Here is a 14691-nt window from a genome sequence, read left to right as displayed (position 1 = left end):
GCCGTGATGCCGCTGGAACAAAAAAAGGGAGCAGGCCATGGCCACGGGTGCTGCACACGCTGCTGATCACCACGACCATCCGACGGGTTGGCGTCGTTGGGTCTATTCGACCAACCACAAAGACATCGGCACGATGTACCTGATCTTCGCGATCTTCGCGGGTCTCATCGGCGGCGGACTTTCGGTCGGCATTCGTCTGGAGCTGCAGCAGCCCGGCATGCAGATCTTCAACAATCCGAACGTGTTCAACATGTTCACGACGGCGCACGGCCTGATCATGATCTTCTTCATGGTCATGCCGGCGATGATCGGCGGCTTCGGCAACTGGATGGTGCCGATCATGATCGGCGCGCCGGACATGGCGTTCCCGCGCATGAACAACATCTCGTTCTGGCTGCTGCCTCCCTCGCTGCTGCTTTTGATCATCGCGCTGTTCGTTCCGGGCGCCACGGGCCACAACGGCCCCTCCGGCGGCTGGACGATCTACCCGCCTTTCTCCGGCTCCGGTCCCGAAGGTCAGCCCGGCCCTGCCATGGATTTCGCGATCCTGGCGCTGCATATTTCGGGTGCGTCGTCGATCCTCGGCGCGATCAACTTCATCACCACGATCTTCAACATGCGCGCTCCCGGCATGACGCTGCACAAGATGCCGCTGTTCGCCTGGTCGGTGCTCATCACCGCCTTCCTGCTGCTGCTGTCGCTGCCGGTGCTCGCCGGTGCGATCACCATGCTGCTGACCGACCGCAATTTCGGCACCACCTTCTTCAAGCCTGAAGGCGGCGGTGACCCGATCCTGTTCCAGCACCTGTTCTGGTTCTTCGGTCATCCGGAAGTGTACATCATGATCCTGCCCGGCTTCGGCATGATCAGCCACATCGTCTCGACCTTCTCGAAGAAGCCGATCTTCGGCTATATCGGCATGGCCTATGCCATGGTCTCCATCGGCGTCGTCGGCTTCATCGTGTGGGCCCACCACATGTACACGACGGGTCTCTCCTTTGAGACGCAGGCCTATTTCGTCGCCGCGACGATGGTCATCGCGGTGCCGACGGGCATCAAGGTGTTCTCCTGGATCGCGACGATGTGGGGCGGCTCGATCGAGTTCAAGGCGCCGATGCTCTGGGCGATCGGCTTCATCTTCCTGTTCACCGTCGGCGGCGTGACGGGCGTGATGCTGGCCAATGCCGGTCTCGACCGTTCCTTCCATGACACCTACTTCGTCGTGGCGCATTTCCACTACGTGCTGTCGCTCGGTGCCGTGTTCGCGATCTTCGCCGGCTGGTACTACTGGTACCCGAAGATGTTCGGCTACATGTACAATGACACCATCGCCAAGACGCATTTCTGGGTGATGTTCGTCGGCGTGAACCTCGTCTTCTTCCCGCAGCATTTCCTCGGCCTGGACGGCATGCCGCGCCGTATCGTCGACTACCCGGATGCGTTCTGGGGCTGGAACTTCGTGTCGTCGATCGGCTCGTACATCTCGGCCTTCGGCGTCCTGATCTTCCTCTACGGCGTGATCGACTCGCTGCTGAAGAAGGTGCCGGCTCCGGACAACCCCTGGGGGTCGGGTGCCACCACGCTCGAGTGGCAGCTTTCGTCGCCGCCGCCCTTCCACCAGTGGGAAGTCCTGCCGCGCATTGGTGACGTGAAGCACTAAGCGCAACAATCAGGGGCCGGGATGCGTCCCGGCCCTCTTTTACGAGTGATAGTGACTACAATGTCTGACGTGCACCTGAACCGGATCGACGCTGTGGCGGGCAACCTCGCTAGCCCTTCCGACTACCTCGCGCTGTTGAAGCCGCGCGTGATGTCGCTCGTCATCTTCACGGCGTTCGTCGGCATGATGCTGGCGCCGGGCGGCATTCACCCGGTTCTTGGCTTCACGGCGCTGCTCTGCATCGCCATCGGCGCCGGCGCCTCCGGCGCGCTCAACATGTGGTACGACGCCGACATCGACCGGGTGATGAAGCGTACCCGCACGCGTCCGATCCCGATGGGCAAGATCACCGAGGGCGAGGCGCTCGCCTTCGGGCTGACGCTGGCCTGCTTCTCGGTCGCGCTGCTCGCCCTCTTCGTGAACGTCGTGGCCGGCGCGCTGCTGGCCTTCACCATTTTCTTTTATGCCGTGATCTACTCGATGTGGCTGAAGCGCTCGACGCAGCAGAACATCGTCATCGGCGGCGCCGCCGGCGCCTTCCCGCCGGTCGTCGGCTGGGCGGCCGTGACGGGCTCCGTCAGCTATGAGAGCCTGGTGCTCTTCCTGATCATCTTCATGTGGACGCCGCCGCACTTCTGGGCGCTGGCGCTGTTCAAGTCGGACGACTACCAGCGCGCCGGCGTGCCGATGATGCCGGTCGTCTCGGGCCTCGCTGAGACCCGCAAGCAGATCCTGATCTACTCCGTGCTGCTGGCACCGATCGGCGTGCTGCCGACCATCCTCGGCTTCGCCTCCTTTGGCTATGGCGTGGCCTCGACTGCGCTCGGCCTCGGCTTCGTCCTGCTCGCCTGGCGCGTCTATCGCATGCCCGACAGCGACAAGCTGATGCTGCCGGCGCGGCGCCTGTTCGGCTACTCGATCATCTATCTTTTCCTGCTCTTTGCCTTGCTGCTCGTGGATCGCTGCCTTGGCTTGCTGGGCTTTGTCGCATGAAGGACATGACCATGAGCGAAGACGGCGTTCGACTTACCCCGGAACAGAAGAAGCGCCAGCGCGCCCGCTCGATCGCCATCGCGGCGGTGCTGGTGGCCCTCGTCGTGCTGTTCTATGTCGTCACCATCGTCAAGATGGGCCCTGGCGCCATTACCAACCGGCCTTTGTGAGGACGCGATGAGCAAGCAACCGCAGACGAAGCGGTCCTATGGGTTGACGGCGGCCGCCTGCGGCGTGTTCGTGCTCGCCATGCTCGGCGCGGCCTTCGCGTCGGTGCCGCTCTACAGCATGTTCTGCCAGCTGACCGGCTATGGCGGCACGCCGGTGCGCGCCGATTCCGCGCCGGAGAAGCCGCTCGAGCGGACGGTCACGGTGCGCTTCGACGGCAACGTCGCCAACGGCATCGGCTGGGCGTTCCGTCCCGAGCAGCGCCAGATCTCGGTCAAGCTCGGCGAGATTCACGTCGTGAATTTCTTCGCCGAGAACCGTACCAACAAGACGTCGACCGGCACCGCGACGTTCAACGTCACGCCGGACCTGACCGGTCAGTATTTCAACAAGATCGCCTGCTTCTGCTTCACGTCGCAGACGCTGAAGCCCGGCGAGAAGGTCGAGATGCCCGTGACCTTCTTCATTGATCCCGCCATGGACGCCAACGCCCAGGCGCGCTTCATCGATACGATCACACTGTCCTACACCTTCTTCCCGACCGAGGACGAGACCCAGGCGCCTGTCGCTTCGGTCAAGACCCCGGAATCGGGAAAGGCGCTTTGAGAAAGACCGGGGAGCATCTCCATGGCTGAGGCCCACGCCAAGCAACACGACTATCATCTCGTCAATCCGAGCCCGTGGCCGTTCGTGGCCTCGGTCGGCGCGTTTGTGCTGGCGATCGGGTTCATCACCTACATGCATGGCGGCTCGCTGCTCTGGCTGGTGCCGGGCGTGCTGGTGGTGCTCTACACGATGTATGCCTGGTGGGCCGATGTCATCGCCGAGGGCCAGCAGGGCCATCATACTCGCGTGGTGCAGCTGCATCTGCGCTATGGCATGATCCTGTTCATCGCCTCGGAAGTGATGTTCTTCGTTGCTTGGTTCTGGTCGTTCTTCGACGCCAGCCTGTTCGCCAGCGAGGCCCAGAACGTCGCGCGCTACGAGTTCACCGGCGGACATTGGCCGCCGAAGGGCATCGAGGTGTTCGATCCCTGGCACCTGCCGCTGCTCAACACGCTGATCCTGCTCACCTCGGGCACGACGCTGACCTGGGCGCACCATGCGCTGCTGCACAATGACCGCGAAGGCCTGAAGTGGGGTCTGATCTGCACTGTCGTGCTCGGCGCGATCTTCTCCTGCGTCCAGGCCTATGAGTATGCCCATGCGGCGTTCTCGTTCGGCGGCAACATCTACGGCGCCACCTTCTTCATGGCGACCGGCTTCCACGGCTTCCACGTCCTGGTCGGTACGATCTTCCTGCTCGTCTGCCTGCTGCGGGCGATCGCCGGACAGTTCACGCCGAAGGAGCATTTCGGCCTCGAGGCGGCTGCCTGGTACTGGCACTTCGTCGACGTTGTCTGGCTGTTCCTCTTCTTCGCCATCTACGTCTGGGGCGGCTGGGGCGCGCCGATGCACGGCGCCTGAGCCGAGCCAATCACGTCACGGGCGGCTTCGGCCGCCCGTATCTTTTTGGGGCACCGCCCTCCGGCGAGACCCCCCCGATCGACCCAGGCGGCTTCCTGCCGGCCGCCGGTCAGGAGCACGCCTTGAGCGACCCATCCGAGCCGATCCGCGACAAGGCGCTGTATCCGCCGCTGACGCCTTCCAGCACCGGCTTGCGCGGTCGTTGCCCGCGTTGCGGCGAAGGCCGCCTGTTCAGCGGCTTCCTGCAGGTGGCGCCGCGCTGCGCCAATTGCGGCCTCGATTATGCCTTCAGCGACGCCGGCGACGGTCCCGCCGTTTTCGTCATGCTGATCGTCGGCTTCATCGTCGCGTTCCTGGCGCTCTATGTCGAGTTCACCTTCCAGCCGCCATTCTGGCTGCACGCGCTGCTCTGGATTCCGCTGGTGGTGGGGCTGGCCCTCGCCATGCTGCGGCCGCTGAAGGGCTTGATGATCGCCATCCAGTACAAGCACAAGGCGGAGGAGGGGCAGCTCGAACAGGGCTGACCCGATGCGCGCATGACCCAATCTTCCCGACGCTCGCCGATCCGCAAGCTCGTCTGGCCCACGATCGCGACGCTGATCGCCTTCGCGATCCTTTGTTCGCTTGGCACCTGGCAGTTGCGACGCATGACCTGGAAGGAAGCGCTGATCGCGCAGGTCGACAGCCGGCTCAAGGACGCGCCGGTTGCCGCTCCCGGCCCGGACATGTGGAAGACGCTCGATCTCGCCGAGGCCGACTACACGCCCGTCACCGTCTCTGGCAGTTTCCTGAATGACGCCGAGGCGCATTTCTACAGTGCGCTGATGCAGCCCCGCGGCCCGATCGGCGGTGTCGGCTGGTTCGTGTTCACGCCGCTCCGCACCGATGACGGCTGGATCGTCTACGTCAATCGCGGCTTCGTGCCGGATGCGATGAAGGACGCCTCGAAGCGCGCCGCCGGCCAGTTGCCGGGCCGTGTGACCGTCACGGGGCTGTTGCGCCGGCCCGAGAATCCCGGCCAGTTCCAGGCCTCGCCGAACCTGGTGACCAATCAATGGTTCGCGCGCGAGCCGGCCCGTTTCGGCGCCGCCAGCGGTTTTCCCGCGGATCAGGTCGCTCCCTATTCCATCGATGCCGACGCCACGCCCAATCCGGGCGGCCTGCCGCAGGGCGGCGAGACGACAGTCAGCTTCTCGAACAATCACCTGCAATATGTGGTGACGTGGTTCGGGCTCGCCCTGGCCCTGCTCGGCGTCTATGGCGTCTTCGTCTATGGCGTGCTGAAGCGGAAGGACTGAACGGCGATTGGCCTCAGCCGTGCCCGGATTCGCCGGAGAGCATGGCGGGATCGATGCCAATCAGCGCCATGGCGCGATCATATTTCGAGCTGAGATCGTGGTCGAAGATCAGCTCCGGGCGAGCGGCGCAATGCAGCCAGCCATTGGCGCGGATCTCGGCGTCGAGCTGCCCCGGCGCCCAGCCGGCATAGCCGAGTGCCAGCATGGCCTTCTTCGGCCCGGAACCCGCGACGATCGCCTTCAGGATCTCCAGCGTCGCCGTCAGGCAGATCTGGTCGTCGATCGGCAGCGTCGAATTTTCGATGAAATAGTCCGCGCTGTGCAGGACGAAGCCACGCCCGGTTTCGACCGGGCCGCCGCGCTGCACGATCATCCGGTTGGCGACCGGCGGCAGCCGGATCTCCGGCCCTTCGGGGATGATGTCGAGCTGCATCAGGAGGTCGACGAAGTCGATCTGTGGGGCGACCTGGTTGATGACGATACCCATCGCGCCATCGGCCGAATGGGCGCAGATATAGACGACGGATCGGGCGAAGCGGCCATCCTCCATGCTCGGCATGGCGATGAGGAGTTGCCCGTCGAGATAGCTTGGCTCGGAAAGCGAGCGGGGCTGGTTCCCAATCATGATGCAAAGCCTAGCACGGGCGGTCCAAAAGGAAAGTCCGCCTTGTCACGGCAAGGTTGGGACACGAACAAATGATGGGAGCGCTGAAGCTCGGTCTGGAGATTGCCAAAATGCGCGTCTAGCCTGCTGTCATGCAGATCCGCAATCTCACCGCAGCCCTCGTCCTTGTCTTCTCTGGCGCGCCGGCCCTCGCCACGACGGGGCCGTGGGTCGCCGCCGACAATGTGCGGGTGAGGCTGGTCGCCACCGCCCCGGAGGCGGATGGTTCGCTGCACGGCGCGATCGAGATCAAGCTGGAGCCCGGCTGGAAGACGTACTGGCGGTCGCCGGGCGATGCGGGCGTGCCGCCGCGATTCGATTTCTCGGACTCGGTCAACGCCCGCGAGGCCACCGTCAGCTTTCCGGCCCCCGAACGCGACGATGACGGCTATGCCGCCTCCAACGTCTATCGGGATCGGGTTGTCCTGCCTGTGCATATGACCGTCGCCGAGCCCGGCAAGCCGGTGCGGCTCGACGTCGTCCTCGATATTGGTGTCTGTGAGGACATCTGCATTCCCGTCAACCTGCGCGCTCGGCTGGAGCTTTCGGCCGACCCTGCCGACGAGGAGGGCGCCCCGATCATCGCGGCGGCCCGTGCCGCCCTGCCGGGCCCCGGCCGCCCTGGCGAGTTCGAGCTAAAGTCGCTCCGGCGTGTCGGCGGGCCGGACAAGAAACCCGAATTCGAGGTCGAGTTCGCCGCCGCCAATCCGTCCGAGGCGGTGCTGTTCGTCGAGACGCCGGGTGACTGGTACGCCGATCCGCCGAAGGCGGTCGCTGCGGATGGCGGTCGGTCGGCCTTCCGCTTCGCCGTCGACCGCAAGTCAGCCAGCGGCGCGATCGGCGGGGCCGAGATCCGCCTGACGCTGACCGAGGGCAAGGTCGCGACAAGCCGGACTTTCAAGCTCGACGGCGACGGCGTGACGCCGTAACCTTTCGGGAATGATGCGTTGCCGCATCATTCCTTTCCCGTCCAGCCCTTCCTTCCAAACTTTTGCATGGAGAACGAGATGGCTATCTCGGTCGGCGACCGTATCCCCGCCGCGAAGTTTCGCGTCATGACCCCCGACGGTGCCGTTGAAAAGACGGAGGCCGATGTGTTTGCCGGCAAGAAGGTCGTGCTCTTCGCCGTTCCCGGCGCCTTCACGCCGACCTGCCACAAGAACCATTTGCCCGGTTATATCGACCAGGCCGCCGCCATCAAGGCGAAGGGTGTCGACACGATCGCCGTGGCCGCCGTGAACGATCATTTCGTCATGGGCGCCTGGGCCAAGGCGACCGGCGCCGAAGACAAGATCCTGTTCTTGGCGGATGGTTCGGGTGAGTTCACCAAGTCGATCGGCCTCGAATTCGACCTGACCGCCGGCGGCCTCGGCACGCGCTCCAAGCGCTACGCCATGATCGTCGAGGACGGTGTCGTCAAGGCGCTCAACGTCGAGGAAGCGGGCGGCGTCTCGGTCTCCGGCGCGGCCGCGGTGCTCGAGCTTCTCTAGACCAGCTTGTGTCGGGCGCGGAAACCTTCTAGCTAATAAGGAGCTGATGGGTTTCCGCGCCATGATCCGAGTGAAGATGCATGCAGCGAAAACAAACCTGTCGAGGCTTGTCGCACAAGCGCAAGCCGGTGAAGACGTCGTTTTGATGCGCGGCAACGACACGATCGCCCGCATCGTGCCGATCCAGGACGCCGATCTCGGCGCCGCTTCAACCATTCCCCGCACACCCGGCCGCCTCAAGGGGCTGATCGATTTCGACGATCGCTTCTTCGAGCCCTTTCCCGAGACGGCTTCGTCAGCATGGGATCACTAGGGATGAGGCTGCTTCTCGACACGCATGCCTGGTTCTGGTGGATGATGGGCAGCCCACGTCTGTCCGCGCCAGCGCGTGAGGCGATCGCCGACCCCGCCAATGAGCCGCTGATCAGCGCGGCGTCCGTGCTGGAACTGCTCGACAAGGCGAGGGCGGGCATCCTCTCCAACATGCAGCGCCTGACCGACGACATCGAGGGCGAGATCGAACAGGAGCGCTTCGGGCGGCTGCCGATCACGACGCTGCATGCGGCGCGCGCGGAAATGTTCGCGAGTGCGCATGATGACCGGTTCGACCGCATCCTGATCGCGCAGGCGTTGATCGAGGATGTCGCTCTGGTTTCCAGCGAAAAGCGCTTCGACGCCTTCGGCGTGCGCCGCCTGTGGGACCGCTGATCCCGTGCGGGCTTCGGCAGTCGCCTAGCCCGGGCTGAAGCTCTTCTTCTTCGTCTTGAAGGGCGCCATGCCGTCGCGCGCGAGCTGGTCTGCCCGTTCGTTGGCCTCGTTGCCGGCGTGTCCCTTGACCCAGTGCCAGGTCACCTTGTGGCGCTGCAGGGCGGCGTCGAGGCGCTGCCAGAGGTCGATGTTCTTGACCGGCTTCTTGTCGGCCGTCTTCCAGCCATTGCGCTTCCAGCCGTGGATCCAGCCGGTGATGCCGCCCTTCACATATTGCGAGTCGGTGTGGATATCGACCGTCGAGGGCCGCTTCAGGGCGTCGAGTGCCTCGATCGCCGCCGTCAGTTCCATGCGGTTGTTGGTGGTGTCGGCCTCGCCGCCCTTCAGGTCCTTCTCATGCTCGCCCGAGATGAGAACGGCACCCCAGCCGCCCGGCCCGGGATTGCCGGAACAGGCGCCGTCGGTCCAGATGGCGATGCGGTTTTCTTCAGTCACAAGCTCAATCCATATGCGCTGACATCCTTCACCGACCGGTGAAAGCGCAGCTTCTTCCAATACTCGAGCGGGTCCTTCGGCGCGACAAGGGCGCCGGGCGGAACGTTCAGCCAATCGTAGAGCCGGGTCAGCAGGAAGCGCAGCGCGGAGCCACGCGCGAGCAGCGGCAGCGCCTGCAGCTCCGCCGCCGTGAACGGGCGGATCTTCTGGTAGCCGTTCAGCAGCGCCCGCGCCTTGGTCACGTTCAGCGAGCCGTCCGGCTCGAAGCACCAGGCGTTCAGGCAGACGGCGACGTCATAGGCGAGAAAGTCGTTGCAGGCGAAATAGAAGTCGATCAGGCCCGACAGCTCGTCATGCAGGAAGAAGACGTTGTCAGGGAAGAGATCCGCATGGATGACGCCGTGCGGCAGGTCGCTCGGCCAGCACGCCTCGAGTATGTCGAGCTCGGCGGCGATCTCGGCGGCGAGGCCTTGCTGCACCTCGTCGGCGCGCGCCGAGGCGCGATCGAACAGGGGGCGCCAGTCGTCGACCGTCAGCGCGTTGCGGCGGGTCAGCTCGAAGCCCTCGCCGGCGATGTGCAGCTTCGCCAGCGCGCCGCCGACGGCGAGGCAGTGTTCTGTGCGCGGACGACGCACCCACATGCCCTGCAGGAAGGTGACGATCGCCGCCGGCCGGCCGGCGAGCGTGCCGAGCGCGTGGCCCTCGCGGTTGCGCACCGGCTGCGGGCAGATGATGCCGCGCGCTGCCAGATGCTCCATCAGCCCGACGAAGAAGGGGAGGTCGTTCGCGTCGACCCGCTTCTCGTAGAGCGTGAGGATATGCGGACCGGCGTCGGTGACGAGCAGGTAGTTGGTATTCTCGACGCCTTCCGCGATGCCCTTCAGGGAGAGGACGGAGCCGATGTCGTAGCCGGCGATGAAGCATGCGAGCTCATCGTCAGCGATCTCGGTATAGACGGCCATCAGGAGATGCTCATTCTGCGGCTGGAAGGCGGAGTTCACGAGGCAGGTTGAAGGCGATCGTTTCTTCGGCGTTGCGCACCACCTCGACCGAGACCGCGTAGCGGGCGGCGAAGGCGTCAATCATTTCCTCGACGAGGATTTCCGGCGCCGAGGCGCCGGCCGTGACGCCGACTCGCTTGATGTCGCCGAGCTGTGCCCAGTCGATGTCGGCGGCGCGCTGGATCAGCACCGAGACGGGGCAGCCCTCGCGCTCGGCGACTTCGCGCAGGCGCTGCGAGTTCGACGAATTGGGCGCGCCGACGACGATCATCGCGTCGACATCGCCGGCGATCCGCTTGACGGCTTCCTGGCGGTTGGTCGTCGCGTAGCAGATATCTTCCTTGTGCGGCGCGGTGATCGCCGGGAAGCGTTCCGTCAGCACCTTGACGATGGCCGAGGTATCGTCGACCGACAGCGTCGTCTGGGTGATGAAGGCGAGCGCCTCGGGATTCCTGGGCGTGTAGGCGAGGGCATCGGCGACGGTCTCGATCAGGGTGACCGTGCCTTCCGGCAGTTGACCCATCGTGCCGATGACCTCGGGATGTCCGGCATGGCCGATCAGGACGATTTCGCGGTCGCGCTTGAAGTGGATCTGCGCTTCCTTGTGCACCTTGGAGACGAGCGGGCAGGTGGCGTCGAGGAAGAACATCTCGCGCGCCTTGGCGTCGGCCGGCACGGATTTCGGCACGCCATGGGCGGAGAACACGACCGGCTGGCCATCGTCGGGGATCTCGTCCAGCTCCTCGACGAAGACGGCGCCCTTGTCGCGCAGCCCGTCGACGACATAGCGATTGTGGACGATCTCATGCCGGACATACACGGGCGCGCCGAAACGCTCGAGCGCCAGCTCGACGATCTGGATCGCGCGATCGACGCCGGCGCAGAAGCCGCGCGGCGCGCAGAGCAGGATCTCAAGCGGAGGCTTGGCGGAAGGGGAGCTGACGGCGGTGTCGGCCATGCTGGGTTCTCGGATCGACATGAGACGGGAATAGAGGGACCGACAGGGGCGCTGTCAAGCGGCGGGCCACATTGTCCGCCGCTCCGCCGTCGGGAAGCTACACTCTATCCAGGCGGCGGCGTTGATCCGCCGCGTGGCTTCACGCGATCAGGGCCTCTTCCTCGCGGAAGATCAGCTTGCCGGCTTCCGGCGCGGTCATCGCCTGGCCGAACAGGAAGCCCTGGGCGAACTCGCAGCCGAGATCGTAGAGGTCGAGCGCGTCGTCCTCCGTCTCTGCGCCTTCGGCAACGACGTCCATCTCCAGCTCGTGCGCCAGGCCGATGATCGCCCTGAGGATGACGCGCTTCTGCTTGGCCGACGGGCCGCGCACGAAGCTCTGGTCGATCTTCAGCGTCTCGAACGGGAAGCGCTGCAGATAGGAGAGCGACGAATAGCCGGTGCCGAAATCGTCGAGCGACAGCCCGGCGCCGAGCTCGCGGATGCGGGTCAGGACCTGGGCCGCGTATTCCGGATTCTCCATCACCAGGCTCTCGGTCAGCTCGAGCTTGAGCGAACCGCGCGTCACGGCCGAGCGGGAGAGCACCGATTTCACGTCGTTGATCAGGTCGTGGCGCAGCAGCTGCCGGCTGGAGACGTTGACGGAGACGAACAGTGGCACGTCGCGGCCCAGCTGCTCCTGCCAGTCGGAGAGCTGTTTGGCGGCGCGTTCCAGCACGAACAGGCCGAGCGGGATGATCAGGCCGTTGCGTTCGGCGAGCGGGATGAACTCCGCCGGCGGAATGCGGCCGTGCTGCGGATGATCCCAGCGCGCCAGTGCCTCGAAGCCGGCGATGGTGCGGTCCTCAAGCCGGACGATCGGCTGGTACAGGACCTTGATCTCCTCGCGGCCGATGGCGCGGCGAAGATCCGCCTCAAGCGTCAGCGCGTCGGCGCCGTGCTGGCGCAGCGCTGGCCGGAACGCCTCGATGCGGTCGCCACCGAGACGCTTGGCGTAATACATGCCGATTTCGGCGTCCTTGACGATCTCCAGCGCGTCGTTCTGCTTGCCGTCATGCATGGCGATGCCGATCGAGGCGGTCAGGAAGATCTCCTTGTCGCCGAACGAGATCGGCGCGCGCAGCGTGCGGCGGACCGAATCGGCGAAGCCGGCGATGCGCTCGGGCTCGCTCTCCGAGATCAGCAGGAAGGCGAACTGGTCGCCGGAAATGCGGGCCAGCGTATCCTGCGGCTTCAGGAGGCGGGTGAGGCGGCGGGCGATCGTCAGCAGGATCGAGTCGCCGACCGACAGACCGAAGCCGTCATTGACCTGCTTGAAGCGGTCGATGTCGAGCACGAAGACGGAGGGACGCGCGGTGCCTTCGGTCTGGGTCCGGGTCACGGCCGATGCCAGCCGGTCCATGAACAATTCGCGGTTCGGCAGCCCGGTCAGGTTGTCGTGCACGGCGTCGTGCAGCAGCCGCTCTTCCGCCGTCCGCTCTTCGGTGACATCGGCCAGCGTGCCGACGCAGCGGGTCACCTCGCCGTCCGAGCCGAGCACGGGGCGGGCGCGTAGATAGAACCAGCGATAATGGCCGTCCTCGGCGCGCAGGCGGAAATCCTGGGCGATGCGACCGCGGCGCTGCTCGATGACAGCATCGAGCGTCGCCTTGAAGCGGTCGCGGTCGGAGGGATGCAGCACGTCGAGCCAGTCGCGCGCCGGGCCTTCCAGCGTGCCGTGCTTCAGGCCGAGCAGGTCCTCGGCGTCGGAGCCGGTATAGATGCGGTCGCGCGAGACGTCCCAGTCCCAGACGATGTCGCCGGCGCCGGTGAGCGCCAGCGCGCGCCGCTCGGTCTCGCCGATCGCACCCTGCGCGATGGCGCCGCCAGCGAAGGCATGCTGCATCACCGTGAAGCCGATCAGCAGCACGATCAGGACGAGGCCGCCGTTCAGCGCCGGCTGGATGACGTCGTTGGTGAGGTTGCCCGTCACGGTCAGATAGGCGCCGAGGATCCAGACCATCAGCAGCACCCAGGTCGGGATCAGCATGATGGCGCGGTCGTAGTGGTGGATCGCCAGATACAGGATGACGACGAAACCGAGCGTGACGGTCAGACCGAAGGAGAAGCGCGCGACGCCGGCGGCGATCCCCGGCTCGAACACCGCGACGCCGAGCAGGATCAGCAGGCCAACCAGCCAGGCGATGGTGGCGTGGCTGTAGCGCGCGTGCCATCGGTTCAGGTTCAGATAGGTGTAGGTGAAGATCAGCAGCGTCGCCGACAGCAGCACCTCGGCGAAGGCGCGCCACATCTTGTCGTCGCCGGGCGCGATCTGGATCACCTTGTTCCAGAAGCCGAAATCGATGGCGAGATAGATCAGCACGGACCAGGCGAGCGCCGCCGTCGCCGGGAACATCGCCGTGCCCTTGACCACGAAAACGATGGTGAGGAACAAGGCTAGCAGGCCGGAAATGCCGAGGACGATGCCATGATACAGCGTGTAGCTGTTGATGGCGTCCTTGTAGTTGTCGGGATCCCAGAGATAGAGCTGCGGCAGCACGGGGGTGCGCAGTTCAGCGACGAAGGTCACGACGGCGCCGGGATCGAGCGTGACACGGAAGACATCGGCTTCCTGGCTCGGCTGTCGTTCCGGCGCGAAGCCCTGGCTCGGCGTCACGGTCGCGATGCGCGAGGCGCCGAGGTCGGGGATCAGCAGGCCGGAATTGGCGAGACGGAAATGTGGCGCCACCAGCAGGCGGTCGATCTGCTCGTCGCCATTATTGGCAAGCGCGAAGGAAACCCAGTAGGAGGTGCCGCCCGCTTCGTTCGAGCGGACCTCGATGCGGCGGACAATGCCGTCGGCCCCGGGCGCGGTCGAGACCTGGACACGGTCGGACGGGTCGCGCGAGGCGCGTTCGACCGCCCGGGTAAGGTCTAGGGTCGTACCGTCGAGCGGGACGTTGACCGCGTCGAGCGCCTGCACGTGCGTGGCTGTACCCACGACCGCGAACAGGACAAAAAAGACCGCGGCGACGATGCGGTTAAGCAACAAACAAACCTCCAGAGCCCGAAGGCCGTCGAGAAGTACTATCCGGGCCGGAGCAGCACAAGGAATTTTCGGCCGCGTGACACGTTAGCGACAGCCTATCGGGGCCAGTTGGCGCGACCCGACCGGGCTTTCGGCTTTCAGGGTCGAGGATCATCACTGACAATCGCGTAGAGGAGGTGGTCCTGCCACCGTCCCTCGATGCAGAGGTAGCGACGCGCGTAGCCTTCTCGCGAGAATCCGGCTTTTTCGAGAAGACGGATCGAGGCGGCGTTGTGCGGCAGGCAGGCGGCTTCCAGCCGATGCAGCCGCAGCGTGTCGAAGACGAAGGGAATGACGGCCCGGACCGCCGCCGTCATCAGGCCCTGGCCGGCATACGGGGCGCCCATCCAGTAGCCGAGCGAACAGGATTGCGTCACGCCGCGCACCACGTGCGACAGGGTCAGTCCGCCCACCAGCTGGCGGCCGTCGGCGGTGAAGACGAGAAACGGGTAGCCGGTCGATTCGCGGATTTCACGCTGGTAGCGGCGCAGGCGGCGCTTGAAGGCGCTGCGCGTCAGATCGTCGACCGGCCAGAGCGGTTCCCACGGCATGAGGAAAGCGCGGCTCTCGGCGCGCAGGCTCGCCCAGGCGGCGAAATCCGACATCGCCGGCGCGCGCAGGAATACCTTGCCGGCGCTGATCTCCGGCATCGGATGAAAAGGCACGACGGACCGCAGGAATTCCATTTGTTGCGCCGCGCCCCCGCTCGCATCTTGCCAACCAGC

The 14691-nt window shown here is 65.3% G+C and carries 17 protein-coding genes; 11 read left to right on the top strand and 6 right to left on the bottom strand.

What is annotated here, in order from left to right; genetic code table 11:
* Positions 1-37: 37 nt before the first annotated feature.
* From ctaD to G342_RS0107925, 7 genes are all read left to right on the top strand, one after another.
* Positions 38-1660 carry a cytochrome c oxidase subunit I gene (ctaD, locus tag G342_RS0107955; protein WP_018182595.1) on the top strand — a complete coding sequence of 541 codons (1623 nt, stop codon included), beginning with the start codon at positions 38-40 and terminating at the stop codon, positions 1658-1660.
* A 60-nt stretch (positions 1661-1720) separates the two neighbouring features.
* The gene (gene cyoE, locus G342_RS0107950) at positions 1721-2653 is read left to right on the top strand and encodes a heme o synthase (RefSeq protein WP_018182594.1); all 933 of its coding nucleotides are present in this window, start codon (positions 1721-1723) and stop codon (positions 2651-2653) included.
* An 11-nt stretch (positions 2654-2664) separates the two neighbouring features.
* Positions 2665-2823, top strand: a complete 159-nt coding sequence (locus G342_RS26250; RefSeq protein WP_198010756.1) for a hypothetical protein — start codon at positions 2665-2667, stop codon at positions 2821-2823.
* Between the two features lie 7 nt (positions 2824-2830).
* Positions 2831-3427, top strand: a complete 597-nt coding sequence (locus G342_RS25970) for a cytochrome c oxidase assembly protein (RefSeq protein WP_018182592.1) — start codon at positions 2831-2833, stop codon at positions 3425-3427.
* A gap of 21 nt (positions 3428-3448) precedes the next feature.
* A complete protein-coding gene (locus G342_RS25965) occupies positions 3449-4288 on the top strand; it encodes a cytochrome c oxidase subunit 3 (protein ID WP_018182591.1) in 840 nt (279 codons plus the stop codon).
* Positions 4289-4410: 122 nt separating this feature from the next.
* Positions 4411-4812 (top strand): DUF983 domain-containing protein, encoded by a 402-nt coding sequence (locus G342_RS0107930; RefSeq protein ID WP_018182590.1) that lies wholly within the window; start codon positions 4411-4413, stop codon positions 4810-4812.
* Between the two features lie 12 nt (positions 4813-4824).
* Positions 4825-5586: an SURF1 family protein gene (locus tag G342_RS0107925; RefSeq protein ID WP_018182589.1), complete on the top strand. Its 762-nt coding sequence runs from the start codon at positions 4825-4827 to the stop codon at positions 5584-5586.
* Positions 5587-5599: 13 nt separating this feature from the next.
* Here the strand turns inward: G342_RS0107925 and G342_RS0107920 are convergent, their stop codons facing one another.
* Positions 5600-6211 (bottom strand): YqgE/AlgH family protein, encoded by a 612-nt coding sequence (locus tag G342_RS0107920; RefSeq protein ID WP_018182588.1) that lies wholly within the window; start codon positions 6209-6211, stop codon positions 5600-5602.
* 131 nt (positions 6212-6342) lie between these two features.
* Here G342_RS0107920 and G342_RS23590 point away from each other — a divergent pair, with 131 nt between their 5' ends.
* From G342_RS23590 to G342_RS0107900, 4 genes are all read left to right on the top strand, one after another.
* Positions 6343-7179: a protein-disulfide reductase DsbD domain-containing protein gene (locus G342_RS23590; RefSeq protein WP_018182587.1), complete on the top strand. Its 837-nt coding sequence runs from the start codon at positions 6343-6345 to the stop codon at positions 7177-7179.
* Between the two features lie 78 nt (positions 7180-7257).
* The gene (locus tag G342_RS0107910) at positions 7258-7740 is read left to right on the top strand and encodes a peroxiredoxin (RefSeq protein ID WP_018182586.1); all 483 of its coding nucleotides are present in this window, start codon (positions 7258-7260) and stop codon (positions 7738-7740) included.
* 46 nt (positions 7741-7786) lie between these two features.
* Complete coding sequence (locus G342_RS0107905) at positions 7787-8053, top strand: type II toxin-antitoxin system Phd/YefM family antitoxin (protein WP_018182585.1); 267 nt, start codon at positions 7787-7789, stop codon at positions 8051-8053.
* A gap of 2 nt (positions 8054-8055) precedes the next feature.
* Positions 8056-8448, top strand: a complete 393-nt coding sequence (locus G342_RS0107900; RefSeq protein WP_018182584.1) for a type II toxin-antitoxin system VapC family toxin — start codon at positions 8056-8058, stop codon at positions 8446-8448.
* 24 nt (positions 8449-8472) lie between these two features.
* Here G342_RS0107900 and rnhA read toward each other — a convergent pair whose 3' ends face one another.
* The 5 genes from rnhA to G342_RS0107875 form a co-directional block, all read right to left on the bottom strand.
* Complete coding sequence (gene rnhA / locus G342_RS0107895; protein WP_018182583.1) at positions 8473-8943, bottom strand: ribonuclease HI; 471 nt, start codon at positions 8941-8943, stop codon at positions 8473-8475.
* The gene (locus tag G342_RS0107890; RefSeq protein ID WP_026304237.1) at positions 8940-9905 is read right to left on the bottom strand and encodes a homoserine kinase; all 966 of its coding nucleotides are present in this window, start codon (positions 9903-9905) and stop codon (positions 8940-8942) included. The genes rnhA and G342_RS0107890 overlap by 4 nt, the downstream gene beginning before the upstream one ends.
* A gap of 10 nt (positions 9906-9915) precedes the next feature.
* Complete coding sequence (gene ispH / locus G342_RS0107885; protein ID WP_018182581.1) at positions 9916-10902, bottom strand: 4-hydroxy-3-methylbut-2-enyl diphosphate reductase; 987 nt, start codon at positions 10900-10902, stop codon at positions 9916-9918.
* A 139-nt stretch (positions 10903-11041) separates the two neighbouring features.
* Positions 11042-13930: an EAL domain-containing protein gene (locus G342_RS0107880; RefSeq protein ID WP_018182580.1), complete on the bottom strand. Its 2889-nt coding sequence runs from the start codon at positions 13928-13930 to the stop codon at positions 11042-11044.
* Between the two features lie 134 nt (positions 13931-14064).
* On the bottom strand, positions 14065-14652 hold the full coding sequence (locus G342_RS0107875) for a GNAT family N-acetyltransferase (protein WP_018182579.1): 588 nt from the start codon (positions 14650-14652) through the stop codon (positions 14065-14067).
* Positions 14653-14691: the final 39 nt, after the last annotated feature.

Origin of the sequence: Kaistia granuli DSM 23481 (assembly GCF_000380505.1) — a bacterium.
Classification (GTDB): Bacteria; Pseudomonadota; Alphaproteobacteria; order Rhizobiales; family Kaistiaceae; genus Kaistia; species Kaistia granuli.
The sequence above is the reverse complement of the archived record's forward strand: the minus strand, read 5'-3'. Positions and strand labels throughout refer to the sequence as shown.

What these genes read in the sequence shown, in the direction of transcription:
- ctaD (WP_018182595.1), top strand. Translation starts at nt 38, where the DNA reads ATGGCCACGGGTGCTGCACACGCTGCTGATCACCACGACCATCCGACG.
- cyoE (WP_018182594.1), top strand. Translation starts at nt 1,721, where the DNA reads ATGTCTGACGTGCACCTGAACCGGATCGACGCTGTGGCGGGCAACCTC.
- G342_RS26250 (WP_198010756.1), top strand. Translation starts at nt 2,665, where the DNA reads ATGAGCGAAGACGGCGTTCGACTTACCCCGGAACAGAAGAAGCGCCAG.
- G342_RS25970 (WP_018182592.1), top strand. Translation starts at nt 2,831, where the DNA reads ATGAGCAAGCAACCGCAGACGAAGCGGTCCTATGGGTTGACGGCGGCC.
- G342_RS25965 (WP_018182591.1), top strand. Translation starts at nt 3,449, where the DNA reads ATGGCTGAGGCCCACGCCAAGCAACACGACTATCATCTCGTCAATCCG.
- G342_RS0107925 (WP_018182589.1), top strand. Translation starts at nt 4,825, where the DNA reads ATGACCCAATCTTCCCGACGCTCGCCGATCCGCAAGCTCGTCTGGCCC.
- G342_RS0107920 (WP_018182588.1), bottom strand. Translation starts at nt 6,211, where the DNA reads ATGATTGGGAACCAGCCCCGCTCGCTTTCCGAGCCAAGCTATCTCGAC.
- G342_RS23590 (WP_018182587.1), top strand. Translation starts at nt 6,343, where the DNA reads ATGCAGATCCGCAATCTCACCGCAGCCCTCGTCCTTGTCTTCTCTGGC.
- G342_RS0107910 (WP_018182586.1), top strand. Translation starts at nt 7,258, where the DNA reads ATGGCTATCTCGGTCGGCGACCGTATCCCCGCCGCGAAGTTTCGCGTC.
- G342_RS0107905 (WP_018182585.1), top strand. Translation starts at nt 7,787, where the DNA reads ATGGGTTTCCGCGCCATGATCCGAGTGAAGATGCATGCAGCGAAAACA.
- G342_RS0107900 (WP_018182584.1), top strand. Translation starts at nt 8,056, where the DNA reads ATGAGGCTGCTTCTCGACACGCATGCCTGGTTCTGGTGGATGATGGGC.
- G342_RS0107890 (WP_026304237.1), bottom strand. Translation starts at nt 9,905, where the DNA reads ATGGCCGTCTATACCGAGATCGCTGACGATGAGCTCGCATGCTTCATC.
- ispH (WP_018182581.1), bottom strand. Translation starts at nt 10,902, where the DNA reads ATGGCCGACACCGCCGTCAGCTCCCCTTCCGCCAAGCCTCCGCTTGAG.
- G342_RS0107875 (WP_018182579.1), bottom strand. Translation starts at nt 14,652, where the DNA reads ATGGAATTCCTGCGGTCCGTCGTGCCTTTTCATCCGATGCCGGAGATC.